Genomic DNA, 25,095 nt, shown 5'->3' with positions numbered 1-25,095 from the left:
GATGAACCCAATCCTTAGTCCACTAAGATACCTGATCCTAGTAGATGAAAAGGGCCGCAGGCTTGTCAGGCGGGACGCTTGGACAGTTGTGATAATTGCTTTGATAATTACGGCGCCATTTGTGGTATTTGACGGCACTAATTATTTCGGCGAGAAGGGATTTCTAGATCGAGTTGGAAGCTTTTCGTCGATCCTAACAGGTTTCTATGTAGCGGCCCTTGTGACCGTGGCGACATTCTCATCTGACGATGTAGACAAGAAGATCACTGTAGGAAAGGTGTCATTGACGGCAGGGGGGACTAGCCTTAGCCGTCGCGAGTATGTCTGCGCTATGTTTGGATACTTAGCATTTTCTTCGCTATTTATTTCTGTTTTATCGATTTTGATGGTTGCGGTGTACAGTTCCATAGCATCTTACTTCATTAAAAAAATGCAGGAACATCAGGTAGACCCGTATTGGTGCTCGACCATCTCGTCGTCGCTGATTAAGATATCTGTATCGCTAATCATATCTCATATGATTATCTCAAGCTTCCATGGGCTGTACTACCTAATAGATAGATTGTATTATAAAGACCCAAAAATACTTCCGAAGAGGGGCGCGGGCGGCAGGTAACTCCCACCGCCGCCCCTCCAAGCGTTATCCGCGCCGCCCGCACACTTGTGGCGACGCGCTATGGCGCTCACGCTATAGGCGAGGGTAGCGGCCGAAGCGGGCGGCTATATTGCAGCACGATGTACCGCACTTTGTGTGGGGTCAGCTCGCGCTCTATCTCACATCCGACCGATGAGAGCCTACGGTACGCCTCTCTTCGATCATCCCGGGTGAACAGTTCATACCACTTAGGTTCGAGGATGATGGATTCCACGGTGAGTTCAATCCCACCGCACATCCATAGTTCGACAAAGCCATCTTGCACTTTGCCCCTGGACATAGGCTGAAGCATAAGCTTGGCGGCTTTCCAGCCGCCGTGGCCTGCTATCATCTTGCGAAACACATGACCGGTGTAGCCAGGCAAGTCGCGTGCTTCCCTATCAGCTTTGACCAAAGCTTTATGGAATTCCTTTTTTTGCAAATCCAACGTCATGATCGTTCTCCATGCGCGCTCTTAGAACGAGGGCGCTTCCGCGACGGACCGCATGCAGGTCCGCGCTGTAGTCGAGGAGTGCACCCGTGCACGGGGTGCGCCAGCTTTAGGTGGCTGGAGAACTGACATCATCTGACATCGAAACCCTCCGGAGGTCAAGCGCTGGGCACTTTCTGTTATTTGGGCCTAGACCCAAATAAGTCCGCCCGGCTGAAACCCGGCGCAAGCGATTCTAATTATTGGGAGTTTTTGGTGCCGCTTGCGTGACTCGAACACGCGACCCCCGCATTACGAATGCGGTGCTCTACCAACTGAGCTAAAGCGGCCCGGGAAGCCTAAGCCTCCAAGATGCGGCGGTGATAGACGCAACCGGGCGCGAATTCAAGATGCGACTTGGCAATTCCTGCGGCGGCACCATGGCACCCTCGAAGCCGGCCGCCGCCTTGTCCGCCAATCAATCGCCAAGGGATGCGGCGCACGGTGCGTGCGCTCCCTGCGCCTGGAAATCGGCGAAACATGCTGATTTTGTTGCCGGAACAGCGCCGGAATGGACTTTGCACACCTCTGCGAGGCAGAATGCGCCGCTCGCCCGTTGATTGATTGGTCGCCTGCGGCTAACGATCACGGCAAGGTTGGCAAAGACAGAGGGACCCGCTTGGACGTGATCGAAAAAGCGATCCGGAACGCCTTGGAGAAAGGCAATGCCGAGGACCGCGCGTTCCGCGAACGGGTCTATCGCTCGGCTTTTGCCGCGCTCGATCGCGCGCTCCAGGCCAATCCCGGTGTGACCGTTGAGGTCGCCATCAAGCGCCGCAAGGCAATCCAGGCGAAAATCACCGAAATCGAATCCGAGTTCCTGCCGGCGGTGCCGGATGTCGGTCCGCAGGGCGATGCACCGGCGGTCGAACTCGGAGCGGACCCGGCGCCCGCGGTCGAAACCGGCCGACAGGCATCGTCCCCCGATGTCGTCGTCGACGGACCCGTGCAATCCGCTGCCGATGCGCCGCGCTCCCGCGTTCTGCCCGTCGTTCCCGATATCATGCCGGACGCCACGCTTCCCGATGCTCCGGCCATCGACATGTCGGTTCCGGCCTCGGCCGGCGCGACGACGGAAGTGGCGCCCGACCGCGATGAACGGCGCATAAGGGGGCGTCGCCTGCCGCTGACCGCCATCTTCCTGACCGTGACACTGCTCGCCGCGGTTGGCATCGGCCTGTTCTTCGCCGTGCAGACCGGCGTGTTCAAGACATCCGCGCAACTCGACACCGCCCCGCCGCAAGCGCCGCCGACCGTCGAGGACGACGATTTCACACCGGCCGACGGCGGTCCGGAAAAACCCGGCGCCGCGGACCAGGCGCGCGACTGGATCAATGTGTTTTCGCCGGCCGATGCATCCCATGTCAGCGCGCCGTCTGACGCCAGGGCCGAGGTGATGAAGGACGATACCGGTTCGTTCCTGCGCATCCGTTCCGGCGCGTCCGGTTCGGCGATCAGTTTCGACGTCGGACAAGGCGTGCTGGAGAAGCTGGCCGGCAAACATGCCGTGTTCGACATCATTGCCCGCTCCGAAGAAGGCAAGGAGACGCAGATTTCGGTCGACTGCAATTTCGGCGAACTCGGCGACTGCGGCCGCAAGCGCTATGCGGTCGGCCAGCAGCAGAACGAATATCTGTTCGATGTGCAGTTTCCCGACAAGCGTCCGGGCTCGGCCGGCACCATTGCCATCAATTCCGACTTCGACAAGCAGGGCAAGGCCGCGGACATCTACGAAATCCGCGTTTCGATCGAGCCGTAAGAGCGCTGAACGGTCTAGCGGTCGAGCAGCGCCTGCAGCGTCTCGATGCGGTCGGCCTCGTTGGCCGGCTTGTCCCAGCGCAGCCGCGAAATGCGGGGAAAGCGCATGGCAACGCCGGATTTGTGCCGGGTCGAGCGGTTCAGCCCTTCGAAGGCGACTTCCAGCACCAGGCCGTTGTCGCGGTCAGCCCGCACCGAGCGCACCGGCCCGAAACGCTCGATCGTGTTGTCGCGGACATATTTGTCGATCTGCTTCAACTCCTCGTCGGTGAAGCCGAAATAGGCCTTGCCGACCGGCACCAGTTCCTCTTCGCCTTCGGCACCTGTCCAGACGCCGAACGTATAGTCGGAATAGAAGCTCGAGCGTTTGCCGTGGCCGCGCTGGGCATACATCAGCACCGCGTCCACCGTGTGCGGATCGCGTTTCCATTTGAACCATGGACCTTTCGGCCGGCCGGCGACATAGGCTGAGTCCCAGCGCTTCAGCATGACGCCTTCGATGATCGGATGCGGCGGCACCCGGCGCAGTTCCTCAAGCGTTTGCCAATCCGTGAAGTCGACGAATGGCGAAAGATCGAAACGGCTCGGGTCGAGCGTTCCGACAAACGCTTCCAGCCGGCCGCGCCGCTCGCGAAACGGCAGCGCGCGCAGATCCTCGCCGCCGACCTGGAGCAGATCGTAGCAGCGCATGAAGGCCGGGTATTGCTGCTGCATCTTCAGTGTCACCGTCTTGCGGTTCAGCCGTTGCTGCAGATCCGAGAAGGTTCCCGTCGCCTCTCGGGGATCGCCGACAAGCAGTTCGCCGTCCAGCGTTGCGGAAAAATGCATGGCATCGGCGAGGTCCGGAAAGGCGCCGGAAACATCGTCACCGGTGCGCGAATAGAGCCGGCGGATGCCGCCCTCGGCCACCGCCTGGACACGGATGCCGTCCCATTTCCATTCGGCGGCATAATCCGCCGGATCGAGCTTTTCGAGATCGCCGTCACCGACCGGGTTCGACAGCATCACCGGGCGAAACAATGCCAACGCCGTGTTCCTGGGCTTTTCGGCCTTGCCTTCCAGCCACGCGAACAGCGCTGTGTAAGGCGGCGTCAACCCGTGCCAGAGTTCCTCGATCTCGGCCACGTCGACCTTGCCGAAATCGGCCAGCGCCTGTTTGGCCAGCCGCGCCGACATGCCGATGCGCAAGCCGCCGGTGACCAGCTTGATGATGGCGAAGCGCGCCGAGATGCCCGCGCTGTCGAGCAGCCCGGCCAGCACCTTCGGTCCGTCGGAGCGGCTTGCCGCCTGCAGTTTGGCGACGACCTCGCCAAGCGTCGGCTCGCGGTTCGCGATGTTCCCAGGCGTTTGCGGCCAGACCAGCGACACCGTTTCGGCGAGATCGCCGACATAATCGTAGGAATAGCCGAACAGCACCGGATCCATGCGTTCGGTGGCCAGCATGCGCAGCATCGCCGGCTTGACCGCGGCGATGTGGAGATCGCCGGTGATGGCAGCCAGCGCCAGCCCGCGATCGGGATCCTCCACGGCTCGGAAATAGTCGGTCAGCAAGGTCAGCTTGCCGTTGCGCGACGGCGTCAGCACCAGGCGGTCGAGAAGCTCGGCGAAGCGGTTCATGGCTTCAATCGCCCTCGTCTTCGTAGCCGACCAGATGCAGCGGCCGGGCGGCGATGCCTTCGAGCTCGCACCAGCGCACCAGCGCTTCCTCGCGGCCATGCGTCACCCAGATCTCCTCGGCTCCGGTCTCCTTGATGGTGGCGGTCAACTCATCCCAGTCGGCATGATCGGAGATGATCAGCGGCAGCTCGACGCCGCCTTGCTTGGCGCGCTGGCGAATGCGCATCCAGCCCGACGCGAAGCACGAGATCGGATCGGGAAAACGCCGCGCCCAGCGGTCGGCGAAGGCCGATGGCGGGCCGACGACGATGGCGCCGGTAAAATCATCCTTGCCGCCGCTTTCGACGGTCGCCGGTTCGAGGGTGCCGAGATCGATGCCTTGGCTCTGGTAGTACTCACTGAGTTTGGCCAGCGCGCCATGGATGTAGAGCGGCCTGTCGTAGCCGGCGTCGCGCAACAGCCGCATCACCCTTTGCGCCTTGCCCAGCGCATAGGCGCCGACCAGATGCGAGCGCTCGGGGAACTGCGCTGCCGATTTCAGCAGGCGGGCGATTTCTTCTGTGTCGGGCGGATGGCGAAACACCGGCAGGCCGAAGGTCGCTTCGGTGATGAACACATCGCACGGGATCGGCTCGAATGGCGCGCAGGTTGCGTCCCTCTGCCGCTTGTAGTCGCCGGAAGCGACGATGCGCGCGCCCTGATGCTCGACGGATATCTGCGCCGAGCCCAGCACATGGCCGGCTGGATGGAAGCTGACGCTGATGCCATTGAGTGCAATCGTCTCGCCGAGTTGTGCCGCTTGCGTCGTGCCAGCGAAATTCTCACCGTAGCGCAGGCCCATAATGTCGAGCGTTTGCCGCGTCGCCAGCACCGAGCGGTGGCCGGAACGCGCATGGTCGGAATGGCCATGCGTGATCAATGCCCGGTCGACCGGCCGGACCGGGTCGATGAAGAAATCGCCCGGCGGGCAATAGAGGCCCTCGGGCCGGGGATGAAGCAGGTCGCTGGCGCGCATGATCCCCAAGATAGGATATAATTCCGCGGCGGGAAGCCTGTTGTAAGTCATTGCTGACTCCCGCATAGAGCACCGCCGGCTCGATCCGCCGGCAGGACCCATCGCCATGAAACCGCTTCAGGCCTCGTCCGGCGACTTGAACGCCGATCGCCGTGCCGATTATGCCGAGATGCTGCACGCGGATGGCGATCATGCGGCGGCGGCGGAATTGCTGCTCGGCGCCCTGGAAATGACACCGCAATGGGCGATGGGCTGGTTTCGCCTCGGCGAGATGCAGCAGGCGGCGGGCGCGGCGGATCTGGCTGCACAGGCCTGGACGATGGCGCTGCAAATCGATCCATCGGATCGTCAGGGCGCTGCACTGAACCTGCAATTGATCGGCAAGGCGCCGGCGCTCGATGCGCTCCCCAGCGCCTTCGTCGAGACACTGTTCGACCATTATGCAGAGAGCTTCGACGAGTCCCTGGTCGGCAGGCTGGGGTACCGGCTGCCTGGGATGCTCGACCAGGCCATTCGAGCGGCAAGGCCGGGACGCTTCCCGCTCGCTCTGGATCTCGGCTGCGGCACCGGCCTGATGGGGCAGAGGCTGCGGCCGATCGCCGACCGGCTGGAGGGTTACGACATTTCGACAAGGATGCTGAGAAAGGCTCGGGCCAAGGGCGTCTACGATTTCCTCGACAAGGCCGATCTGCGGGATTTTCCCTATGCCGGTCCGAAAGCCGATCTGGTGACGGTGGCCGATGTTTTCATCTATGTCGGCGCGCTGGACGGCGTGGTGAAGACGATTGCCCGCTTGCTGGCGACGGACGGCCTGTTCGCGTTTTCCGTCGAGACGCTGGCTGGCGATGGCGATTTCGTGCTGCTGCCGTCGCGCCGCTACGCGCATGCGCAACACTATGTGCGCGACGTCCTGGCCGCCAACGGGCTTTCGGTCCTGTCACTGGAGCCAACCGTCATCCGGCAGGATCGTGGGGAACAGGTCAACGGGTTGGTCGTTGTGGCCAAGGCTCCGAACTCAGCCCGACAAAGGACCTGACGACAGCCGGTTCCGTGATGTCCGCAGCTTTTGCCGGCAGAGATAGGAATTTTTTCTTGACACCCTGCCCTCAGCTATGGTACATTTTCGCTCATGGTGCTGATTTCCGCCAGTGACCCGCCGCGCAGGCGGGTTTTTCGTTTGATGCTCCGTCAGCCACGCGCCGGCGGAGGGGCGGCCTCGCCGCATCGCAAACAATCTTGCTGTGAAAAAGTCCGATTTGCATGCGCGACTGATATTTGCGATCTGCTCGCATCAGGGCGGGATATCAGGAGGAGCATAGCCGATGCGCTGGAACATGATGATCTTGGCCTCTTGCCTGCTGACCGCCGGCTGTGTCGGCGGCACCTCGATGTCGGAACAGCAGGATGCGAACGTCCAGTCCTCCCTGCAATACGACACCGTGCCGTGCGATCAGTTGCTGGCGCAGCGCAACGGCTTGGCGCAGCAATACAACCTTCCGGCGAAGGCCAAGCCGACATTCTCCAACCCGGCGATGGGCTTCGGCCCGTTCACGCCTGACATGCGCTCCAAAGCCAAGCGCGATACCGACAAGGCGAGCGGTGAGATCGATGCCATGAACCGGTCGATCGATCGACGCGACTGCGGCCAGCCAGACAAGCAGAAGAAGCTCGCTCTGCCTGGCTAATACCCCGCCTTGCGGTCCACCAGATTGTCCAGCTTTTCACCGCGTTCGAAGGCGTCCATCTGGCGCAGCATGATCGGCGCCAGATGCACCGGGTCGGAGGTCGCTGCCGCGTGCGGCGTCACGAACACTTTTGGATGCCCCCACAGCGGACTGGTCTTCGGCAGCGGTTCGACCTCGAACACGTCGAGGCTTGCCTCCTTCAGCGTGCCGTCATCCAGTGCCCGCAAAATGTCGGCATCCTTCTGCAGGCGGCCGCGCCCGGCATTGATCAGCACCGAGCCGCCGAGACCGTTGCGTTTCCGCAGTTCCTTCAGCACGCCGTAGTTGATAATGCCCTTGGTCTCCGGCGTCAGCGGCAAAAGCACCACCAGGATGTCGGTCGCCTTGAGGAAGGGGATCAGTCCAGCCTCGCCGGAATAGGTCGCGACGCCTTCCATGGCCTTGTCGGTGCGCGACCAGCCATTGACGGCAAAGCCAAGCGACAAAAGCACCGATGCCGCGGCCCGGCCGAGACTGCCGAGGCCCATGATGCCGACCGAAATGTCACCGGCAGGCCTCTGCTGCGGCTCGTGCCAGATCTTCTTCGGCTGCTGCGACCGGTAGAGCAGGCCCTGGCGGTGATGATCGAGAACCCGCCAGACGACATATTCGGTCATGTACTGGGTGAGGTTGTCGGCGACGACCTTGACGATCGGCACATCGGGCAGGCCGGGATCGGCGAAGATATGATCGACGCCGGCGCCGATCGAAAAGATGGCGCGCAGATTGGGCAGCGACGACAACAGGTTCGGCTTCTGCTTCCACACCACGGCATAGGTGATCGACGGGTCGCTGGCGCCGTCGGGCTCCAGCACCACCTCGCGCTCGGCCGACAGGAGCTCGCGCCAGCGCTGCGGATGAAAGCCGGTGACGGCAAGCAGGATACGGCCTTTTTCCATTGCGGTCTTTTAGTCCCTCTCTACGCAAATCACTCGCTGACGATGCCGACCGGTGCCGTCTCGATCTTGAAGGCGGCCGAGATCAGCGCCCGAGTATAGTCGGTTTGCGGATTTTCAAAAATCTGCTGGGAAGGACCGGCTTCGACGATCCGGCCATTGCGCATGACGATGACGTCGTTGGCGAGCGCCCGGATGACTTTCAAATCATGGCTGATGAAGAGATAGGCGAGGTCGTGCTTGGCCTGCAGGCTGCGCAGCAGATCGACGACCTGCGCCTGCACGCTCATGTCGAGTGCCGATGTCGGCTCGTCCAGCATGACGAAGCGCGGGTTGAGCACCATGGCGCGTGCGATGGCAACGCGCTGGCGCTGGCCGCCGGAAAACTCGTGCGGATAGCGGTTGCGTGTCGCCGGATCGAGCCCGACCTCCTTCAGCACGGCGGCCACCTTGTCGTCGCGCTCGTCGGGCGACAGCTTCGGCTCGTGGATCTTGAGGCCTTCTTCGATGATCTCTGCGATCGACATGCGCGGGCTGAGCGAGCCGAACGGATCCTGGAAGACGATCTGCAATTCGCGCCTGAGCGGCCGCATGGCGTTGAAAGTCAGCTGGTTGATGTCGCGACCGTTGAACTGGATCGTTCCGGTCGACGAGATCATTCTCGCCAGCGCCAGGCCGAGCGTCGTCTTGCCGGAGCCGGATTCGCCGACCACGCCGAGCGTCTGGCCGGCGCGCACGGTGACATCGATGCCGTCGACCGCCTTCACATTGTCGACGGTGCGGCGGAAGAAGCCCTGCTTGATCGGAAACCAGACCTTTATGTCCTTGCCGGTCATGACAGGCTTGGCATCGGCATTGGCGGCCGGCGGCTTGCCTTTTGGCTCGGCCGCCAGCAGATGCCGCGTATAGGCATGCTGCGGATTGGCGAAGATCTCCTTGGTCGGGCCTGTCTCGACGATCTTGCCCTTGGTCATCGCGCAGACACGGTCGGCGATCTTGCGCACGATGCCGAGATCATGGGTGATGAACAGCATCGACATGCCCTTGCGGCTCTTCAAGCCGGCCAGCAATTCGAGGATCTGCGCCTGTACGGTGACGTCGAGCGCCGTCGTCGGCTCGTCGGCGATCAGAAGTTCGGGCTCATTGGCCAGCGCCATGGCGATCATCACGCGCTGACGCTGGCCGCCGGACAACTGGTGTGGATAGGCATCGAGGCGCTTGTGCGGATCGCGGATGCCGACCTCGTTGAGCAAGGCCAGTGTGCGTTCCTTGGCCGGGCGGTCGGCCATGCCCTGATGCAGCTTCAGGATCTCGACGATCTGCTGCTCGATCGTGTGCAGCGGATTGAGCGAAGTCATCGGCTCCTGGAAGATCATGGTGATCTTGTTGCCGCGCACCTGCCGCAACTGCTTCTCGCTCATCGCCAGCAGGTCGTTGCCCTGGAACAGGATCTTTCCCGAGGGATGGCTGGCGCTTGGATAAGGCAACAGCTTCAGCACCGAAAGCGCCGAGACCGATTTGCCGGAACCGGATTCGCCGACCAGCGCCACCGTCTCGCCCTTGGCGATGTCGAACGAGATGTGGTCGACCGCCGTCGACTGGCCGCCGCCCTGGCTGAAGGCGACGCTGAGGTCCTGTACGCTGAGCAAGGGGGCTTCGCTCATCTGAACGTCTTGCGCGGATCGAAGGCGTCGCGCGTCGCCTCGCCGACGAAGACCAGCAGCGACAGCATTAGCGAGATGACGACGAAGCCGGAGATGCCGAGCCACGGCGCATTGAGGTTCCGCTGCGCCTGCTTGAGCAGTTCGCCGAGCGAGGCGGAGCCGGGCGGCAGGCCAAAGCCGAGGTAGTCGAGCGAGGTCAGCGTCGAGATCGAGCCTGAGAGCAGGAAGGGCATGAAGGTCAATGTCGCCACCATGGCGTTGGGCAGCAGGTGCCGGAACATGATGGTGCGGTTGGGCACGCCGAGCGCCCGGGCCGCGTTGACATATTCGAAATTGCGGGCGCGCAGGAACTCGGCCCGCACCACGCCGACCAGCGCCACCCAGGAGAACAGCAGCATCAGGCCGAGCAGGATGAAGAAGCCCGGCGGCAGGATGGCGGCGACGATGAGCAGGAGATAGAGCACCGGGATGGCAGACCAGATCTCGATGAAACGCTGGAACAAGAGATCCGTCCAGCCGCCGAAATAGCCTTGCACGGCGCCGGCTGCGACGCCGATCAAGGCCGAGCCGGCGGTCAGGATCAGGCCGAACAGCACCGAAATGCGGAAGCCGTAGATGACACGTGCCAGCACGTCGCGCGCCTGGTCGTCGGTGCCGAGCCAATTCCAGTTGCCTACCATGCAGGCCGGGTCGGCGGCACCCTGCGGATACTGGTTGCAGCGCTTCGTGGCGTCATACTGCCACGACGGCCTGGCCGGCGCTGCTTCCGGAATGGCGTTGTTGACGGTCTGATAGGAGTAGCGCACCGGTGGCCAGATCATCCAGCCATTGGCGTTGATCTCGTCCTGGATGACCGGGTCGCGATAATCGGTGACGGCATAGAAACCGCCGAATTTTTCCTCGGGGTAGGCGACCAGCACCGGAAACAGGATCTCGCCCTTGTAGGAGGCGATGATCGGCTTGTCGTTGGCGATGAACTCGGAAAACAGCGACAGCACGAACAGGACGAGGAAGATCCACAGCGACCAGTAGCCGCGCCGGTTGGCTCTGAAGTTCTGCAGGCGCCGCTTGTTGAGCGGCGACAGAAACGGCCGCTTTATCCGCGCGGGTGCCGCGTCCACGGGGACTGTAGCCTCCGACATCAGACGTCTCTCCGCTCGAAATCGATGCGCGGATCGACCCAGGTGTAGAGCAGGTCGGACAACAGACCGACGAACAGCCCCAGCAGCGAGAAGATATAGAGATTGGCGAACACCACCGGATAGTCGCGCTCGACCACCGACCGGAAGCCGAGCAGGCCGAGGCCATCGAGGGAGAAGATGTTCTCGATCAGCAGCGAGCCGGTGAAGAAGGCCGAGATGAAGGCGCCGGGAAAGCCGGCGATGACGATCAGCATGGCGTTTCGGAAGACGTGGCCGTAGAGCACCTGCCGTTCCGACAGACCCTTGGCCCGCGCCGTCACCACATACTGTTTGCGGATTTCTTCGAGGAACGAGTTCTTGGTCAGCAGCGTCGTGGTGGCGAAGGCCGACAGCACCAGCGCGGTCAGCGGCAAGGTCATGTGCCAGAAATAGTCGACGATCTTTCCCCACCAGGACAATTGATCCCAATTGTCCGAGGTGAGGCCGCGCAGCGGAAACCAGTCCCAGAAAGACCCGCCGGCAAACAGCACCATCAGCATGATGCCGAACAGGAAGCCCGGAATGGCATAGCCGACAATGACGACGCCGCTGGTCCAGACGTCGAAGGGAGTGCCGTCCTTGACCGCCTTGCGGATGCCGAGCGGGATCGAGATCAGGTAGGACAAAAGCGTGATCCACAGTCCGATCGAGATCGACACCGGCATTTTTTCCAGGATCAGGTCGAGCACCGAAATGTCGCGGAAATAGCTGTCGCCGAAATCGAAGCGGGCATAGTTCCACAGCATCATGCCGAAGCGCTCGAGCGGCGGCTTGTCGAAGCCGAACTGCTTTTCCAGCTTCTTGATGAATTCCGGATCGAGCCCCTGCGCCCCGCGATATTTCGAACTGACGTCACCGGCGACATCCAGGTTGCCCCCAGCACCCGCGTCGCCGCCACCGCCGCCGAGGCGGTCGCTGCCGCCCTGATTGGTCAGCCGGGCGATGACCTGTTCGACCGGACCGCCGGGGGCGAACTGGATGACGGCGAAGGATATCGCCATGATGCCGAACAGGGTCGGGATCATCAACAGGATGCGGCGCAGGATATAGGCGCCCATCAGGCCTTCTGCCCCGCTTGAGCGAACATCTCAGCCTTTGCCAATTTTTGCCGCCTTGCCCTTATCGAACCACCACAGCGTCTCGACCGGAAAGCCGAAATCGGGCTTCTGTTCGACAAAGCCGAACATGTCCCAATAGGCGACGCGGTGATTCGCCAGATAGTATGTTGGAATCCAGTCGAGGCGCGCGCGCAAGACCCGGTCGAGCGCTCTGAGCGCCGTGACGAGTTCTACACGGTCTTTCGCCTTGCCGGCTGCCGCGATCAGGGCGTCGATGGCCTTGCTTTCCGTGCCCGGATAGTTGCGCTGCCCCGGGATTTTCGCCATTCGGGAATCATAGAGCATCTGCAGGCTGTCGTCGGTCGGCGTCGCCCCGATCGACCAATGCAGCAAGGCAAGATCGAAGTCGTAATTGCTGTGCCGCTGCTCATACTGCGCCGAATCGATTTGCCGGATCGATGCGTCGATCCCGATCGCCTTCATATTCTCGGACCAAGGGGTGTAGATGCGAACGATGCCGTCGTCCTCCGCCAGCATTTCGACCCGCAGCCGCTCACCCTTGTCGTTGACGACGAAACTGCCATCGCGCTTCCAGCCGGCCTGCGCAAGCAATCTCGAAGCCTCGCCCAGCAGCTTGCGGTCATGGCCCGAACCGTCGGAAAGGGGCTGCGTCACCGCTTCACCGAAAACCTCTGGCGGCAATTCGGCCCGGAACGGCTCCAGCAGGGTCAATTCTTCAGGCGAGGGCAGGCCTTCGGCCTTGTAATCCGACCGTTCGAAGTTCGATTGAGAACGCTCGTAGGAGCCGTAAAACAGCGCCCGCTTCATCCATTCGAAATCGAAGCACCTGGCGATCGCCCGCCGCACCCGCTCATCGCGGAATTGCGGACGACGCTGGTTCAGTGCGACGCTCTGCATATCCGGCGTCTTCTCGCCGGGAAATTCCCGTTTGACGACCTTGCCGTCCTTCAGCGCCGGAAAGTCATATCCGGTCGCCCATACCCGCGAGGTGAATTCCTCGCGAAAATGCGTGTCGCCTTTCTTGAAGGCTTCGAACGCCGCCTGCCGGTCAAGATAGAAGTCGATGCGGATGCGGTCGAAATTGTAGAGGCCGCGGTTCACTGGCAGATCGCGGCCCCAATAGTCGGCCACGCGGTCATATTCGACAGTCTGTCCGGCCGCCACGCGTCCAATCTTGTAGGGACCCGAGCCAAGCGGCGGTGTCATGGTCGAGGCATCGAAATCATTGGCCGCATAAAAGGCCTTGGAGACGATCGGCATCCCCACGATCGCCAGGATGTTTTGCGCTGACTGTTCGCCGTTGAAAGTGAGGTTGACGGTGGCGGGATCGACCGCAACCGCGTCGGTCATGTACCGCAACGCTTGGGAAAGGTTCGGATGGCCCTTGTCCTTATAAAGCTTCAGCGCGAAGACAACGTCGTCCGCGGTCAGCGGCGAGCCGTCATGGAAACGCGCTTGCGGTCGCAGGGCGAAGCGGAAACCGTTGCGGTCTGGCGACAGGGTAACGGTTTCGGCGAGCAGGCCGTAGGCCGCATCCGGCTCATCGAGCGCGCTTGTCATCAGGGAATCGAAACAGAGTTCGGCGCGCGGCGGAGCCTCTCCCTTCAACACCAGGAAATTCAGGGTGTTGAAGGTCAGGAAGCTCTGATTGAGGGTCGAGTTCGGCGGCGCGAAATTCATCTGGCCGCCCTTTGGGGCGTCAGGATTGACGTAGTCGAAATGCGCGAAATCGGGTTTGTATTTGAGGTCGCCGAAGGCCGACAGGCCGTGCAGCCTGGTGCCGGTCGCAGTGTCGCCGAAGGCCCGGCCTGGCAGCAGGGCGGCGGCCGCCGCGGCACTGCCCAGGGCGAGAAAGTCGCGACGGGCAAGGGCCGCCATCAATTGCCGCCCTTGTATTTGGCTGCCAAGGCCTTCTCCTTGTCCGGATCGATCCACCAGGAATCGATGTCGGCTCCGACATAGGCAGGCTGCTTGTCGGGGAATTTGAACTTGTCCCAATAGGCCAGCCACACGGCCGACCGGTAATATTGCGGAACGACGTAGAAGTTCCACAACAGGATGCGATCGAGCGCATGGGTGGCGGCGACGAGATCGTCGCGATCGGTCGCGAAGATAATGCGATCGACCAGCGCGTCGACTGTCGGGTCCTTGATGCCCATCAGATTGCGCGAGCCGGGCGAGCCGGCGGCTTTAGAGCTCCAGAAGTCGCGCTGCTCGTTGCCCGGCGAATCCGACTGCTGCAGCATCCCGGTGACGACATCGAAATCGAAATTGTTGACGCGGTTGATGTACTGCGTCTGGTCGATGATGCGCAAAGTGGCGTCGACGCCGATCTTGCGCAGATTGGCGATGTAGGGGCTAGCGATCACCTGGTCGGTGTCGTTCCAGCCGAGAATTTCGAACTTGAACGGCGCGCCGGTCTTGGCATTGACCATCTTGCCGCCCTTGATCACCCAGCCCGCCTTGGCGAAGAGATCGACCGCCTGTTTCAGGTACTTCCGTTCCGCCTGCGGTGAATCATAAACCGGCAGCTTGAATTCCTGGGTGAAAAGTTCGGGCGGCAGCTTGTCTCGGTATTTTTCCAGGATTTCCAGTTCCTTGCCCTGCGGCAACCCGTTCGAGGCCAGTTCGGTTCCTTGGAAATAGCTCGACGTGCGGGTGTTGAAGCCGAAGAACAGTGTGCGGTTCATGCTCTCGAAATCGAACGGAATGGTCAGCGCTTCACGCACCAGCCGGTCCTGGAACAGCGGCCGCCGCTGGTTGAGGACGAAGCCCTGCATCGGTTCCGGCGCCTGGGTCTGGAAATCCTTCTTGATGACATCGCCGGCTTGGAATGCCGGGAAATTGTAAGCCGTCGCCCATTTGCGCGAACTGTATTCGCGGTTGATGTCTTCCAGCCCACCCTTGGTGAAGGCGAGCCAGGCAGCGTTGTCGTCCAGGATATAGGTGTAGCGTCGGGTGTCGAAGTTCTCACGGCCGATCTTCACCGGCAGCTTGGCCGCCCAATAGTCCGGCACACGCTGCCAGATGATTTCCGAGCCCGGCTTGAAGCTGGCGATCTTGTAGGCGGCTGAACCGAGCGGAATTTCCAGCGTCGGCTTGGTTACGTCTCGCTTCTTGCCGTTGGCATCGGTGCCTTCCCACCAATGTTTCGGCAGCACGGCAAGGTCGCCGATGATCTTGGGCAGTTCGCGATTGCCCTTCTGGTTGAAATGGAACTCCACCTCGCGATCCGAAATCGCCACCGCATCGGTGACATTTTCAAAATAGCGGCTGTATTGCGGGCTGTTGGCCTTGAGCACATGAAATGACCAGATCACGTCATCGACGGTGATCGGCTGGCCGTCATGCCATTTGGCGCGCGGATCGAGCCGGTAGGTCGCAGAGGAATAATCATCAGGATATTTGTAGGCATCGGCGATCAGCGGATGGCTGGTGCTGCCTTCGTCGGTCGCTTGCTCCATCAGCGTGTCGTAGAGCAGGCCGCCGCCGAACCCGACCAGGCCCGCGGCCGGTGATCCCTGGACGACGTAGGGATTGAAGCTGTCGAATGTGCCTGGCACCACCGAATTCAGCGTGCCGCCCTTGGGCGCGTTCGGATTGACGTAGTCGTAGTGCTGGAAATTGGCGCCGTATTTGGATTCGCCGATCAGCGATGAGGTGGTGCGCCATTCGTCGGCGCGGGCACCCTGCAAGCCCGCCGCCAGAAGGGCTGCCGCCAGCAACGACTTGAGAAGCGTTCGGCCAACCGTCATGCACTATCCTCTTCGCAATGCCCGTTCATGGCAATCTAGATGATTTGGCGCTCGTGAAAACCGCCATGCGCGGCTTTGTCGCCGCCTATGCGGTTTTCCTAACAAAAAAGCCGGGCTGAACCCGGCTTTTTCAAGGTCGTCGAGATGATATCTGGCTATTGGGCAGGCGCCGGTGCCGGTGCGGCCGGAGCCGGGGCGGCAGGTGCGGCCGGCGCGGCACCCTCAGCCGGCTTTGCCGGAGCGGCTGCATCGGCGGGCGCGCCTGCATCGGCGGCGGCACCCGGCGCCGGCAGCGGCTTGGGATTGTCGGACAGCGTGCGCAGATAGGCGATGACGTTGGCGCGATCCTCGTCCTTGGGCAGGCCGGCGAAGCCCATCGCGGTGCCCTTCACGAGTTTCTTCGGCGAGGTGATGAAGTGGTTGAGGTTGTCGTACGTCCACTTCTCGGCGCCGCCCTTGGAGAATTCCTTCATGCCGGCCGAATAGGCAAAGCCTTCATGCTCGGCAACGGGGCGGTCGATGAGGTCCCACAGGTCCGGGCCGACCTTGTTGGGGCCGCCCTTTTCGCCGGAATGGCAGGCTTGGCACTTCTTGAAGACGGCAGCACCTTGCTCGACATTGGCGGTCGCCAGCAGTTCGGCGATCGGCTTGGCTGCGGCGGCAGGCGCGGCCGGACCGCCTTCGGCGGGCTCGGCGGCCTCGATGGCGAAACCGGGTTTTTCGGGCGCCGGCGAGGCAAACAGCGCATCGGACACGATGCCGACTGAGAAGACGACGAAAACGGTTCCGAGCAATCCGGCGAGCAGTTTGTTGATTTCGTTGGAATCCATACGCCCCTTGCTCCCTTTTCCGGCGGACAGAACCGTCCACTCCGTCCGTCGGTATCGTGACCCGTCCTGCCAGGGCGGTCAAATCGGGCGGAAACTAGGTCTTTTGCTGCGGCGTTGCAACACCTATAAGGGCGCTTCCAGTGAGACCTTTTGCCACTTTCCCTGTCCTCTTTCGAGACGCCTTGCACCCGAAATGTCCACGCTGATCCTGATCCCGGCCCGCATGGCTTCGACCCGCCTGCCGGGCAAGCCGCTGGCCGACATCGCAGGCGCGCCGATGATCGTCCATGTCGCCCGCCGTGCCGCCGAAGCCGGCCTTGGCCGGGTGGTGGTGGCGACCGACACGCAAAGCGTGGCGCAGGCGGTGCGCGCGCGCGGTTTCGAGGCCGTGATGACGCGCACGGATCACGAATCCGGCTCCGACCGCATCCACGAGGCGCTGATCGCGCTCGACCCCGGGCGCAAGGTCGAAACCATCGTCAATGTGCAGGGCGACCTGCCGACGATCGATCCCCAGATCATCGCCGCGTCGCTCAGGCCTTTCGAGGACAGTGCGGTGGACATCGCCACGCTCGGCGTCGAGATCGTCCGCGACGAGGAAAAGACCAACCCCAATGTCGTCAAGATCGTCGGCTCGCCGCTCTCGGGCAGCAGGCTGAGGGCGCTCTATTTCACCCGTGCCACGGCGCCTTGGGGCGAGGGGCCGCTCTACCATCATGTCGGCCTCTACGCCTATCGCCGCGACGCACTCGAGCGTTTCGTCGCGCTGAAGCCGTCGCCGCTCGAACGGCGCGAGCGGCTGGAGCAGTTGCGGGCGCTGGAAGCCGGCATGCGCATCGACGCCGAGATCGTCCAGTCGCTGCCGCTCGGCGTCGACACGCCCGAAGACCTCGAACGCGCCAGACAGATCCTTTCAACCTGAGATATCGGCATGCCTGAAAAGACCAACAGAATATCCTTCCAGGGCGAGCCGGGCGCCAATTCCGACACCGCCAGCCGCAACATGTTCCCTTCGATGGACCCGTTGCCCTGCCCGACCTTCGAGGATGCCTTCAACGCGGTCGAGACCAACAAGGCCGACCTCGCCATGATCCCGATCGAGAACACCATTGCCGGGCGCGTCGCCGATATCCATCATCTCTTGCCGGAATCGAAGCTGCACATCATCGGCGAATATTTCCTGCCGATCCATTTCCAGCTGATGGTGTTGCCGGGCGTCAAGCGCGACGAGATCAAGACGGTGCACAGCCATATCCACGCGCTTGGCCAGTGCCGCAAATACATTCGCAAGAACGGCTGGAAGGCGATCGTCGCCGGCGACACGGCCGGCGCCGCCAAGATGGTCTCCGAGGTCCAGGACCGCACCATGGCGGCGCTGTCGCCGGCGCTGGCAGCGACCCTCTACGGGCTCGATATCATCGAGCAAAACGTCGAGGACACCGACTCAAACGTCACCCGCTTTGTCGTCCTGACCAAGAACAAGCAGTGGGCCGAGCGCCCGTCGCCTGACGTCAAGATGATGACGACCTTCATCTTCCGCGTCCGCAACGTGCCGGCGGCACTCTACAAGGCGATGGGCGGCTTCGCCACCAACGGCATCAACATGACCAAGCTGGAGAGCTACCAGCTGGGCGCTTTCACGGCGACGCTGTTCTACGCCGACATCGAGGGCCATCCCGACGACCCGCTGGTCAAGCTGGCGCTGGACGAGCTTCGTTTCTTCTCGCGCGAAGTGCGGATTCTGGGCGTCTATCCGGCCAGTGAGTCGCGTGAGCAGTGGAAGGTTGCGGACTGATCGCTACTGGGCATGATCTCCGGACAAACGAAACCGTTTGTCCTAGAAAACCGGTTTCCACTTTTCGGGACCATGCCCTAAATCACCGCGCCCAGCGGCACATAGTCGATCTCCATGAAGGTCTCGACCTCCGGCACCCAGCGGTCGCGCACGAAGGCGACGTGGTCTGGATGGTCGCTGTACCTGTTGTAGGCGGCCTGGTCGGCGAACTCCATCGAGAAGCCGAAACGATAGTCGTTCTTGGGGCTGATCTGCCGCAATTGCTCGAAATGCGTGACGCCTCTGATCGCGGTGAGGATTTTCTTGGCGTCGACCAGGAACCGCTTTTCCTCCAGCGAATGCGGCGGATGCTTCAGCGTGAAAACGACGGTGTGACGGATCATGTCCTGCTCCTGCAATGTCTTTCGGTGTTCGCTGCCATCATTCTGAATCGACCCAGGCGCGGATAAGGTGATGCGCGATGGCGCCTTTCGGCGGCGTGACCAGATTGTCCTTGTGCGTCCTTTCCAGCATCAGGCGCACCTCGTCGCGAAAAAACCAGCGGCAGTCCTCAAGCTCGTTGAGGTCGGCCTGGATGTCGTCGTTGAGCGGCTCGCCGAAGCAGCCGATCATCAGCGAATAGGGAAACGGCCAGGGCTGGCTGGCGTGGTAGACGACGCGGCCAAGCCTGATGCCGGCCTCTTCCAGCGTCTCGCGGCGCACCGCCGCCTCGATCGTCTCGCCCGGCTCGATGAAGCCGGCAAGGGCCGAGTACATGCCCGGCGCGAAATGCCGGCCGCGCCCGAGCAGGCACTTCTCCCGCGTTGCCGTCAGCATGATCGCCACCGGGTCGGTGCGCGGAAAATGCTCGGTGCCGCAATTCGGGCAATGCCGCTTGTAGCCGCCGGCTCGCATCTGCGATTCTGTACCACATTTGCTGCAGAAGCGATGGCTGGCATGCCAGGCGAGCAGGGCCGCCCCTTGGGCCATCGCGCCAGCCGCCGCCTCGTCGATCAGCCCTTGCATGTAGACCGAGCGGTAGTCGATGGCCTTGACTGTTTCGGGAAGCTGTTCGGGTTCGACGCCGGCGGGCACGGCCAGCACCGGTCCTCGTTCGGAAAAGCCGAGCAAGATGCCTTGCGCCAGGGAAACCTTGAAGGGCTCGCTCTCGGTGGCGCCGAACCAGGGATCGAGAGCGCCGCTATCGCCGAGCTTCAGATAGAGCCGGCCGCCATGCATCAGAAGCAGCCGCGTCGCCGGATCGGCCAGCGCCTTGCCGACCGAATCGTCGGCCCGGTTCTCGGACTGCCGGTCGATCGTGTTGCCGGCGAAGCCGACGAACTGGCTCGGCTCGCGCAAAGGCGCGTCAAACAGGCGGAAGCTCATGGGGACTCTGGGCTATGTTGAGGGATGGACACTGGGAACGCTTATAGCGCCGCCTTGATCGTTTCGGCAAACCGTCGCAAGTCGGAACGTTGATAGGGCTCTCGCAGGCCATGTCCCCACACAGGGCCTGGCCAGCCGGGATCACCTTCCGAACGCGCGATGACATGGATGTGCAGCTGGCGCACGATGTTGCCGAGCGCGCCGGTGTTGATCTTGGTGCAGCCGGTCGCCTTCTTCAGCGCCTGCGCCACCATATTGGTCTCGAAGGTCAGCATCGCCTGGTCGAGTGGCGTCATGTCATGGATTTCCTCCGCGCCGGGCCGCTGCGGCACCAGCAGCAGCCATGGCCAGCGGCGGTCGTTCATCACCCGCAATTCGCACAGCCCAAGCCACATCAACTGTTCGCTGTCCGCCTCCAGCCGTGCGTCCAGCGTAAATCCGGCCTCCAGGCCCGGCAGCATCGGCGTTTCCCTTGCTTTTCTTGGTTTGCTCAACACATGAAGGCTAGAGCGGCGGCAAGGGGGCTGCAAGTGAATCATTGCGCCCTCACGGTTTGGTGCGCCGATTCGACATTTAACGATTTCTTCGGCGGACTTGCATTTCGTCGCGCAATTGCCGATATGGAAAGCGGGAGGTTGGTGGTGGACGATCCACTCGCCAACCGGGTCAGGTCCGGAAGGAAGCAGCCCTAACGAGCCCGGAACGGGTCATTGTTCCAGCCTCCCACCTCATCGGCCCCTCTCGCGACATTGACGACGCATTGCAGCGCGGGCGAGACTATGCGCAGGAATCGGCCGCCTTCGGGCGCGGCCATTTGGAGCTTACGGGCGTATGAGCGAAGCCGGAAATTCGGGACCAAAAAGCCTGGAGATAGGCAAGGCCGCCGCCTATCGCGTGCTGGCGCGCAAGTACCGTCCTTCGAATTTTTCCGAGTTGGTCGGCCAGGAGCCGATGGTGCGCACCCTCACCAACGCCTTTGCCACCGGCCGCATCGCCCAGGCCTGGATGCTGACCGGCGTGCGCGGCGTCGGCAAGACCACGACGGCGCGCATCCTCGCGCGGGCTCTGAATTATAAAACCGCTGATATCGACCAGCCTTCGGTCGACCTCGCGGTGCTCGGCGAGCATTGCCAGGCGATCATGGAGGGCCGCCATGTCGACGTCATCGAGATGGACGCCGCCTCGCATACCGGCATCGACGACATCAGGGATATCATCGAGCGCGTGCGCTATGCGCCGGTCTCGGCCCGCTACAAGGTCTACATCATCGACGAAGTGCACATGCTGTCGACGCAGGCCTTCAACGGCCTGCTGAAGACGCTGGAAGAGCCGCCGCCGCACGTCAAATTCATCTTCGCCACCACCGAAATCCGCAAGGTCCCGATCACCGTCCTGTCGCGCTGCCAGCGCTTCGACCTGAGGCGCATCGACGCCGGCGCTCTGGTCGCGCATCTGTCCTCGATCTCGGCCCAGGAAGGCATTTCTGTCGACGACGACGCGCTGGCGATGATCGCGCGCGCCGCCGAAGGCTCGGCCCGTGATTCGCTCTCCATCCTCGACCAGGCGATTGCCCATGGCGCCGGCACTGTCGGTGCCGCGGCTGTGCGGGCGATGCTGGGACTTGCCGACCGCGCCCGCATCGTCGACCTGTTCGAACATGTGATGAAGGGCGATGTGGCGGCAGCCCTTGGCGAATTCCGCGCGCAATACGATACCGGCGCCGATCCGGCAGCCGTGCTGACCGATCTTGCCGAATTCAACCATCTCGTCACCCGGCTGCGTTTCGTGCCGACGGCCATCGAGGATGCCTCGCTATCCGAGGACGAGCGGCAGCGCGGCGCCGATTTCGCCAGGACGCTGTCGGTCAGGGTGCTGTCGCGGACATGGCAGATGCTGCTCAAGGGCATTCCCGAAGTGCAGTCCTCCAACCGGCCGGTGAGTGCCGCCGAAATGGTGCTGATCCGGCTGGCGCATGCCGCCGACCTGCCGACGCTGGACGAGGCGCTGAGATCGCTCGAGGGCGCCGCCCCCATGCAGAATGGCGCGCCGCGCCCGAATGGGACGCCTGCAAGTTCCGGCAATGGCGGTGGTGCCAGCGCGGTGGCGCAGACGCGCATGCCATCCGGATCGGGCGGGGCACAGAGCATGCGGCTGGTCGAAGCCTCGCCTGCTGCCGTTGCCTACGTCGCTCCGCCGGAGCCTGCCATGGAATCGGCGCTGCTGAAATCGCTGGCCGACATCATTGCCCTGGCCGACGCGCAGCGCGACATCGCCTTCAAGGTGCTGGTCAAGAGCTGCATCCGGTTTGTGCGCATCGAGCCCGGCCGCATCGACGTCGGCCTGACCAGCGATGCGCCCAAGATGCTGCTCAACGACCTGACGACGAAGCTTCGCGCCTGGACCGGCCGCAGCTGGCTGGTCTCGCTGTCGAAGGAAGAGGGCGGCCAGACGCTCGCCGAAATGGAATCGGCCAAGCGCGAGACGGCATTTCTCGATGCCAAGAGCGATCCCACCGTTGCCGCCATCCTGGCGCGCTTTCCCGGTGCCAAGATCATCGACGTGCGCATTCCAGACGCGCCGGAAGCCGAAACGACAGAGGCTGAAGTGCCGGCAGAGCCACCGGCTGACGACGATGAAACCTGATCCAGCCACGAATCCGCAAAGGACCCGACCATGAAAGATCTTCTCGGCCTGATGGGCAAGGCGAAGGAAATGCAGGCCAAGTTCCAGGCCATGCAGGACGAGATCGCCACGCTGGAAGCGTCCGGCCAGGCCGGCGGCGGCCTGGTCAATGTGACGCTGACCGGAAAATTCGAGATGAAGTCGCTGAAGATCGATCCGTCTCTGTTCAAGGAAGACGATGTCGAGATCCTGGAAGACCTGGTGCTGGCCGCCCACAACGACGCCAAAACCAAGGTCGAGCAGATCATGCAGGAAAAGACCAAGGCGCTGACCGCAGGTCTGCCGATCCCGCCGGGAATGAAACTGCCCTTCTAGCATTCGGCGCGCGCGCCCATGATCGCCATGACCGAAGAGCCCTCCGAAAGACTGATCGAGCAGCGTATCCGCAACAGGATCTACGAGATCCTGGAAATCCTGGCCGATTGTGACGACGGCGTCGATCTCGTCGGCATCAAGGGTTATTTCTACCTGTTCGAGGATTTCGTCCATCGCCCGTCGATCGAAGCCGGCACATCGGCGCTTTCAAAGGACGAGCGCGCGATCGTGCTGGAGATCGCCGAATTTCTGGAGGCGGCAAGCGAGACAAATCCGGACTTCACCAAGGCTGACTTCATTGACAGCGACTGGCCGGGAAAGATAGCGCCGACGGCCAGGGAGGCGCGGACGCTGTTCCTCCGGCGCGGCCTGTTTTCGGAGAAGGTCGAGGAGCTTGAGCCCGGCCAGCCGGCGGCCATCACAGTGGGGCACTAATTCACTTTTAGGCCATGCAACTGTACCAATTTGGTAACAGAGACTCATCAATAACGTTTTGGCCATCATTTTGCCCGAAAGTGTCTCATTCTTGCCGCAGCCTGGGGGCGGGCATGAAGTGAGAGGGTTACCTGTTGATTGCCACGCGATGGAAGACGCCGCTGTTGCTCTGCGCCGTCATTTCACCCCTGTTTTTGGCTGCCTGCAGCCAGACCACGTCACACGGCATGTCCGTCGCCAGCCTGACCGACGCCATCACGCCGGGTTTCCTCAGCTCACGGGCCTACAGCCACACGCCGAAGGACAAGGAATGCCTGGAACGGGCGATGTTCTTTGAATCCAACCGCTCGAGCCGCGATGGCATGATCGCGGTCGGCACTGTGGTGATGAACCGGCTGCGCTCCGGCAAGCACGGCAGCACCATCTGCCAGGTGGTGGGCGAGCGCGGGCAGTTCGCCCCCGGCGTCATGACAAGGCCGATGAATTCACGCGCAATGCCCGATGTCGAAGAGGCTGCCGAGGCGGTGCTCAAGGGTGAGCGCAAGGCCAAGCTCAAGAACACCATGTTCTTCCACACCGCCGGCTTACGCTTCCCCTACAAGAACATGCACTACACCATGGTTGCCGGCGGCAATGCCTTCTACGAGAAGCGCGGCCGCAACTGGCAGCCGCTGCCGGACGAGCCGCAGGTCGCCATTGCCTCGGCGGCGCCGCAGAAGCCAGCGGAGCCGGTGACGATGGTCGCGTCCGCCGAGCCGGTGCGTCCGGCCAAGCCGGCGACCGTCCGGTCCGTCCCTGCCCAGCAGACCTATATGACCGCGGCCGCCGCGCCGACCGCGAAATCCGCGCGTGTCTCGGCGGAGCCGACGGTGGTGGCGATGCAGGAGCCGATGGAGGAACCGGATGCCGCCCGTTTTGGCGGAACCTTGAACACAAGGACAAGGGTCATCTCCTCGGTCGAGGAAGCGCCGCAAGAGGCGTCTATGGGATTCCAGTCGACGCCTGAGAACACCGACGCTGTCGGCGCGATGATCGTCAGCCAGGGCCGGCCGCTCGAAACCAACTGATCTGCTCTCCATGGTCCCCATAGGCCCCGCCCATTTTGGTCCGCCAAGGCCAATATGCGGTCATGCGTATGCGGATGTTCCAAAGCGCTCTGAAAAATCCTAGATCAGAGCGATGTCGAAGCGAATCGCCGGTCCCGAGATCGAACGTCTGATCCAGCTCCTGGCCAAGGTGCCGGGGCTGGGTCCCCGGTCGGCCAGGCGTGCGGCCCTTCATCTGATCAAGAAGAAGGAGCAGCTTTTGTCGCCGCTGGCCGCCGCCATGGCCGAAGCGGCCGACAAGGTGCGCATCTGCTCGACCTGCGGCAATGTCGACACATCGGACCCTTGCATCATCTGCACCGACCCGCGCCGTGACGCCGGCACCATCATCGTCGTAGAGGACGTCTCCGACCTGTGGGCGCTGGAGCGCGCGGCGGCGATGAATGTGCGCTACCACGTGCTCGGCGGCACGCTGTCGCCGCTCGACGGCATCGGCCCCGACCAGCTCAACATGCGGTCGCTGGTCGACCGCGTCGCCGGTGGCGAGGTCAAGGAGATCATCCTCGCCGTCAATGCGACGGTGGAGGGCCAGACGACCGCGCATTACCTCACCGATCAGCTCTCCGGCTTCGACATCAAGGTGACACGGCTCGCGCATGGCGTGCCGGTCGGCGGCGAACTCGACTATCTCGACGAGGGCACGCTGGCCGCGGCGCTGCGCTCGCGGACGGCGTTTTGACAAAGTTGGCGGGGATGCTTGCTGAGATGACTGCCGCAGAACACAACCTTCGCAATGTCATCTCTGCATTTCTTC

Annotated in this window: 24 protein-coding genes, 1 tRNA gene and 1 other RNA gene; 12 read left to right on the top strand and 14 right to left on the bottom strand. The window is 62.5% G+C overall.

Annotation, left to right across the window (positions count from 1 at the left end; translation table 11 throughout):
* The first annotated feature begins 1 nt into the window (after position 1).
* Positions 2 to 616 carry a hypothetical protein gene (locus tag EOD15_RS00975; protein ID WP_127408238.1) on the top strand — a complete coding sequence of 205 codons (615 nt, stop codon included), beginning with the start codon at positions 2 to 4 and terminating at the stop codon, positions 614 to 616.
* A gap of 67 nt (positions 617 to 683) precedes the next feature.
* Here EOD15_RS00975 and EOD15_RS00970 read toward each other — a convergent pair whose 3' ends face one another.
* Together EOD15_RS00970 and EOD15_RS00965 are read right to left on the bottom strand one after the other, a co-directional pair.
* Positions 684 to 1,088: a hypothetical protein gene (locus tag EOD15_RS00970; RefSeq protein ID WP_127320132.1), complete on the bottom strand. Its 405-nt coding sequence runs from the start codon at positions 1,086 to 1,088 to the stop codon at positions 684 to 686.
* A gap of 250 nt (positions 1,089 to 1,338) precedes the next feature.
* Positions 1,339 to 1,414 (bottom strand) — tRNA-Thr (locus EOD15_RS00965).
* 329 nt (positions 1,415 to 1,743) lie between these two features.
* On the opposite strand from EOD15_RS00965, the gene EOD15_RS00960 reads away from it, so the two are divergent.
* Positions 1,744 to 2,883 carry a hypothetical protein gene (locus tag EOD15_RS00960; protein WP_164893249.1) on the top strand — a complete coding sequence of 380 codons (1,140 nt, stop codon included), beginning with the start codon at positions 1,744 to 1,746 and terminating at the stop codon, positions 2,881 to 2,883.
* 14 nt (positions 2,884 to 2,897) lie between these two features.
* On the opposite strand, the gene EOD15_RS00955 is transcribed toward EOD15_RS00960, so the two are convergent.
* On the bottom strand, positions 2,898 to 4,499 hold the full coding sequence (locus EOD15_RS00955; protein WP_127408236.1) for a cisplatin damage response ATP-dependent DNA ligase: 1,602 nt from the start codon (positions 4,497 to 4,499) through the stop codon (positions 2,898 to 2,900).
* 4 nt (positions 4,500 to 4,503) lie between these two features.
* Positions 4,504 to 5,514, bottom strand: a complete 1,011-nt coding sequence (locus EOD15_RS00950) for a ligase-associated DNA damage response exonuclease (RefSeq protein WP_127322729.1) — start codon at positions 5,512 to 5,514, stop codon at positions 4,504 to 4,506.
* 106 nt (positions 5,515 to 5,620) lie between these two features.
* Between EOD15_RS00950 and EOD15_RS00945 the strand changes: the two genes are divergently transcribed.
* Both EOD15_RS00945 and EOD15_RS00940 read left to right on the top strand, forming a co-directional pair.
* Positions 5,621 to 6,550, top strand: a complete 930-nt coding sequence (locus EOD15_RS00945) for a methyltransferase domain-containing protein (protein ID WP_127322730.1) — start codon at positions 5,621 to 5,623, stop codon at positions 6,548 to 6,550.
* Between the two features lie 286 nt (positions 6,551 to 6,836).
* Positions 6,837 to 7,199 (top strand): hypothetical protein, encoded by a 363-nt coding sequence (locus tag EOD15_RS00940; RefSeq protein ID WP_127326244.1) that lies wholly within the window; start codon positions 6,837 to 6,839, stop codon positions 7,197 to 7,199.
* Here EOD15_RS00940 and EOD15_RS00935 read toward each other — a convergent pair.
* The 7 genes from EOD15_RS00935 to EOD15_RS00905 form a co-directional block, all read right to left on the bottom strand.
* Positions 7,196 to 8,137 carry a glyoxylate/hydroxypyruvate reductase A gene (locus tag EOD15_RS00935; protein WP_127321001.1) on the bottom strand — a complete coding sequence of 314 codons (942 nt, stop codon included), beginning with the start codon at positions 8,135 to 8,137 and terminating at the stop codon, positions 7,196 to 7,198. The two genes, EOD15_RS00940 and EOD15_RS00935, sit on opposite strands and share 4 nt — an antisense overlap.
* Before the next feature lie 29 nt (positions 8,138 to 8,166).
* A complete protein-coding gene (locus tag EOD15_RS00930; protein WP_127321002.1) occupies positions 8,167 to 9,798 on the bottom strand; it encodes an ABC transporter ATP-binding protein in 1,632 nt (543 codons plus the stop codon).
* Positions 9,795 to 10,940: an ABC transporter permease gene (locus EOD15_RS00925; RefSeq protein ID WP_127321003.1), complete on the bottom strand. Its 1,146-nt coding sequence runs from the start codon at positions 10,938 to 10,940 to the stop codon at positions 9,795 to 9,797. Before EOD15_RS00925 ends, EOD15_RS00930 begins: the two co-directional genes overlap by 4 nt.
* The gene (locus tag EOD15_RS00920) at positions 10,940 to 12,037 is read right to left on the bottom strand and encodes a microcin C ABC transporter permease YejB (RefSeq protein ID WP_127321004.1); all 1,098 of its coding nucleotides are present in this window, start codon (positions 12,035 to 12,037) and stop codon (positions 10,940 to 10,942) included. Before EOD15_RS00920 ends, EOD15_RS00925 begins: the two co-directional genes overlap by 1 nt.
* A 30-nt stretch (positions 12,038 to 12,067) precedes the next feature.
* Entirely contained in the window at positions 12,068 to 13,936 is a 1,869-nt protein-coding gene (locus EOD15_RS00915) for an extracellular solute-binding protein (RefSeq protein ID WP_127321005.1), read from the bottom strand.
* Positions 13,936 to 15,813: an extracellular solute-binding protein gene (locus EOD15_RS00910; protein WP_127321006.1), complete on the bottom strand. Its 1,878-nt coding sequence runs from the start codon at positions 15,811 to 15,813 to the stop codon at positions 13,936 to 13,938. The genes EOD15_RS00915 and EOD15_RS00910 overlap by 1 nt, the downstream gene beginning before the upstream one ends.
* Before the next feature lie 155 nt (positions 15,814 to 15,968).
* On the bottom strand, positions 15,969 to 16,643 hold the full coding sequence (locus tag EOD15_RS00905) for a cytochrome c family protein (RefSeq protein ID WP_127408235.1): 675 nt from the start codon (positions 16,641 to 16,643) through the stop codon (positions 15,969 to 15,971).
* 193 nt (positions 16,644 to 16,836) lie between these two features.
* Between EOD15_RS00905 and EOD15_RS00900 the strand changes: the two genes are divergently transcribed.
* Positions 16,837 to 17,565: a 3-deoxy-manno-octulosonate cytidylyltransferase gene (locus tag EOD15_RS00900; RefSeq protein WP_127321795.1), complete on the top strand. Its 729-nt coding sequence runs from the start codon at positions 16,837 to 16,839 to the stop codon at positions 17,563 to 17,565.
* A 9-nt stretch (positions 17,566 to 17,574) separates the two neighbouring features.
* A complete protein-coding gene (locus tag EOD15_RS00895) occupies positions 17,575 to 18,438 on the top strand; it encodes a prephenate dehydratase (RefSeq protein ID WP_127321796.1) in 864 nt (287 codons plus the stop codon).
* 77 nt (positions 18,439 to 18,515) lie between these two features.
* Here EOD15_RS00895 and EOD15_RS00890 read toward each other — a convergent pair whose 3' ends face one another.
* Genes EOD15_RS00890 through EOD15_RS00880 form a run of 3 tightly spaced genes read right to left on the bottom strand, consistent with a single transcriptional unit; the run spans position 18,516 to position 20,264 of the window.
* Entirely contained in the window at positions 18,516 to 18,821 is a 306-nt protein-coding gene (locus EOD15_RS00890; protein ID WP_127321797.1) for a Dabb family protein, read from the bottom strand.
* Between the two features lie 37 nt (positions 18,822 to 18,858).
* Positions 18,859 to 19,803: an NAD(+) diphosphatase gene (gene nudC / locus EOD15_RS00885; protein WP_127321798.1), complete on the bottom strand. Its 945-nt coding sequence runs from the start codon at positions 19,801 to 19,803 to the stop codon at positions 18,859 to 18,861.
* A 41-nt stretch (positions 19,804 to 19,844) separates the two neighbouring features.
* Positions 19,845 to 20,264: an HIT family protein gene (locus EOD15_RS00880; protein WP_127256953.1), complete on the bottom strand. Its 420-nt coding sequence runs from the start codon at positions 20,262 to 20,264 to the stop codon at positions 19,845 to 19,847.
* A gap of 169 nt (positions 20,265 to 20,433) precedes the next feature.
* On the opposite strand from EOD15_RS00880, the gene ffs reads away from it, so the two are divergent.
* From ffs to recR, 6 genes are all read left to right on the top strand, one after another.
* Positions 20,434 to 20,530, top strand: an RNA gene (gene ffs / locus EOD15_RS00875) — signal recognition particle sRNA small type.
* A 104-nt stretch (positions 20,531 to 20,634) separates the two neighbouring features.
* Complete coding sequence (locus EOD15_RS00870) at positions 20,635 to 22,446, top strand: DNA polymerase III subunit gamma/tau (protein WP_127321799.1); 1,812 nt, start codon at positions 20,635 to 20,637, stop codon at positions 22,444 to 22,446.
* Positions 22,447 to 22,476: 30 nt separating this feature from the next.
* The gene (locus EOD15_RS00865) at positions 22,477 to 22,800 is read left to right on the top strand and encodes a YbaB/EbfC family nucleoid-associated protein (RefSeq protein WP_013527931.1); all 324 of its coding nucleotides are present in this window, start codon (positions 22,477 to 22,479) and stop codon (positions 22,798 to 22,800) included.
* Positions 22,801 to 22,827: 27 nt separating this feature from the next.
* Positions 22,828 to 23,235: a hypothetical protein gene (locus tag EOD15_RS00860; protein WP_127319797.1), complete on the top strand. Its 408-nt coding sequence runs from the start codon at positions 22,828 to 22,830 to the stop codon at positions 23,233 to 23,235.
* 134 nt (positions 23,236 to 23,369) lie between these two features.
* Positions 23,370 to 24,302, top strand: a complete 933-nt coding sequence (locus EOD15_RS00855; RefSeq protein ID WP_127319775.1) for a cell wall hydrolase — start codon at positions 23,370 to 23,372, stop codon at positions 24,300 to 24,302.
* Between the two features lie 112 nt (positions 24,303 to 24,414).
* Complete coding sequence (recR, locus tag EOD15_RS00850; protein WP_127319777.1) at positions 24,415 to 25,020, top strand: recombination mediator RecR; 606 nt, start codon at positions 24,415 to 24,417, stop codon at positions 25,018 to 25,020.
* Positions 25,021 to 25,095: the final 75 nt, after the last annotated feature.

Origin of the sequence: Mesorhizobium sp. M7A.T.Ca.US.000.02.2.1, from assembly GCF_003996995.1 — a bacterium.
In the GTDB taxonomy this organism is placed as follows: Bacteria; Pseudomonadota; Alphaproteobacteria; order Rhizobiales; family Rhizobiaceae; genus Mesorhizobium.
Note: the sequence above shows the minus strand (reverse complement) of the source record. Positions and strands in the feature narration are given on the sequence as shown.

Excerpts from the sequence above, each read along its gene's own strand:
- EOD15_RS00975 (WP_127408238.1), top strand. The coding sequence starts at position 2 with ATGAACCCAATCCTTAGTCCACTAAGATACCTGATCCTAGTAGATGAA.
- EOD15_RS00970 (WP_127320132.1), bottom strand. The coding sequence starts at position 1,088 with ATGACGTTGGATTTGCAAAAAAAGGAATTCCATAAAGCTTTGGTCAAA.
- EOD15_RS00955 (WP_127408236.1), bottom strand. The coding sequence starts at position 4,499 with ATGAACCGCTTCGCCGAGCTTCTCGACCGCCTGGTGCTGACGCCGTCG.
- EOD15_RS00950 (WP_127322729.1), bottom strand. The coding sequence starts at position 5,514 with ATGCGCGCCAGCGACCTGCTTCATCCCCGGCCCGAGGGCCTCTATTGC.
- EOD15_RS00945 (WP_127322730.1), top strand. The coding sequence starts at position 5,621 with ATGAAACCGCTTCAGGCCTCGTCCGGCGACTTGAACGCCGATCGCCGT.
- EOD15_RS00940 (WP_127326244.1), top strand. The coding sequence starts at position 6,837 with ATGCGCTGGAACATGATGATCTTGGCCTCTTGCCTGCTGACCGCCGGC.
- EOD15_RS00935 (WP_127321001.1), bottom strand. The coding sequence starts at position 8,137 with ATGGAAAAAGGCCGTATCCTGCTTGCCGTCACCGGCTTTCATCCGCAG.
- EOD15_RS00930 (WP_127321002.1), bottom strand. The coding sequence starts at position 9,798 with ATGAGCGAAGCCCCCTTGCTCAGCGTACAGGACCTCAGCGTCGCCTTC.
- EOD15_RS00925 (WP_127321003.1), bottom strand. The coding sequence starts at position 10,940 with ATGTCGGAGGCTACAGTCCCCGTGGACGCGGCACCCGCGCGGATAAAG.
- EOD15_RS00920 (WP_127321004.1), bottom strand. The coding sequence starts at position 12,037 with ATGGGCGCCTATATCCTGCGCCGCATCCTGTTGATGATCCCGACCCTG.
- EOD15_RS00915 (WP_127321005.1), bottom strand. The coding sequence starts at position 13,936 with ATGGCGGCCCTTGCCCGTCGCGACTTTCTCGCCCTGGGCAGTGCCGCG.
- EOD15_RS00910 (WP_127321006.1), bottom strand. The coding sequence starts at position 15,813 with ATGACGGTTGGCCGAACGCTTCTCAAGTCGTTGCTGGCGGCAGCCCTT.
- EOD15_RS00905 (WP_127408235.1), bottom strand. The coding sequence starts at position 16,643 with ATGGATTCCAACGAAATCAACAAACTGCTCGCCGGATTGCTCGGAACC.
- EOD15_RS00900 (WP_127321795.1), top strand. The coding sequence starts at position 16,837 with ATGTCCACGCTGATCCTGATCCCGGCCCGCATGGCTTCGACCCGCCTG.
- EOD15_RS00895 (WP_127321796.1), top strand. The coding sequence starts at position 17,575 with ATGCCTGAAAAGACCAACAGAATATCCTTCCAGGGCGAGCCGGGCGCC.
- EOD15_RS00890 (WP_127321797.1), bottom strand. The coding sequence starts at position 18,821 with ATGATCCGTCACACCGTCGTTTTCACGCTGAAGCATCCGCCGCATTCG.
- nudC (WP_127321798.1), bottom strand. The coding sequence starts at position 19,803 with ATGAGCTTCCGCCTGTTTGACGCGCCTTTGCGCGAGCCGAGCCAGTTC.
- EOD15_RS00880 (WP_127256953.1), bottom strand. The coding sequence starts at position 20,264 with ATGCTGCCGGGCCTGGAGGCCGGATTTACGCTGGACGCACGGCTGGAG.
- EOD15_RS00870 (WP_127321799.1), top strand. The coding sequence starts at position 20,635 with ATGAGCGAAGCCGGAAATTCGGGACCAAAAAGCCTGGAGATAGGCAAG.
- EOD15_RS00865 (WP_013527931.1), top strand. The coding sequence starts at position 22,477 with ATGAAAGATCTTCTCGGCCTGATGGGCAAGGCGAAGGAAATGCAGGCC.
- EOD15_RS00860 (WP_127319797.1), top strand. The coding sequence starts at position 22,828 with ATGACCGAAGAGCCCTCCGAAAGACTGATCGAGCAGCGTATCCGCAAC.
- recR (WP_127319777.1), top strand. The coding sequence starts at position 24,415 with ATGTCGAAGCGAATCGCCGGTCCCGAGATCGAACGTCTGATCCAGCTC.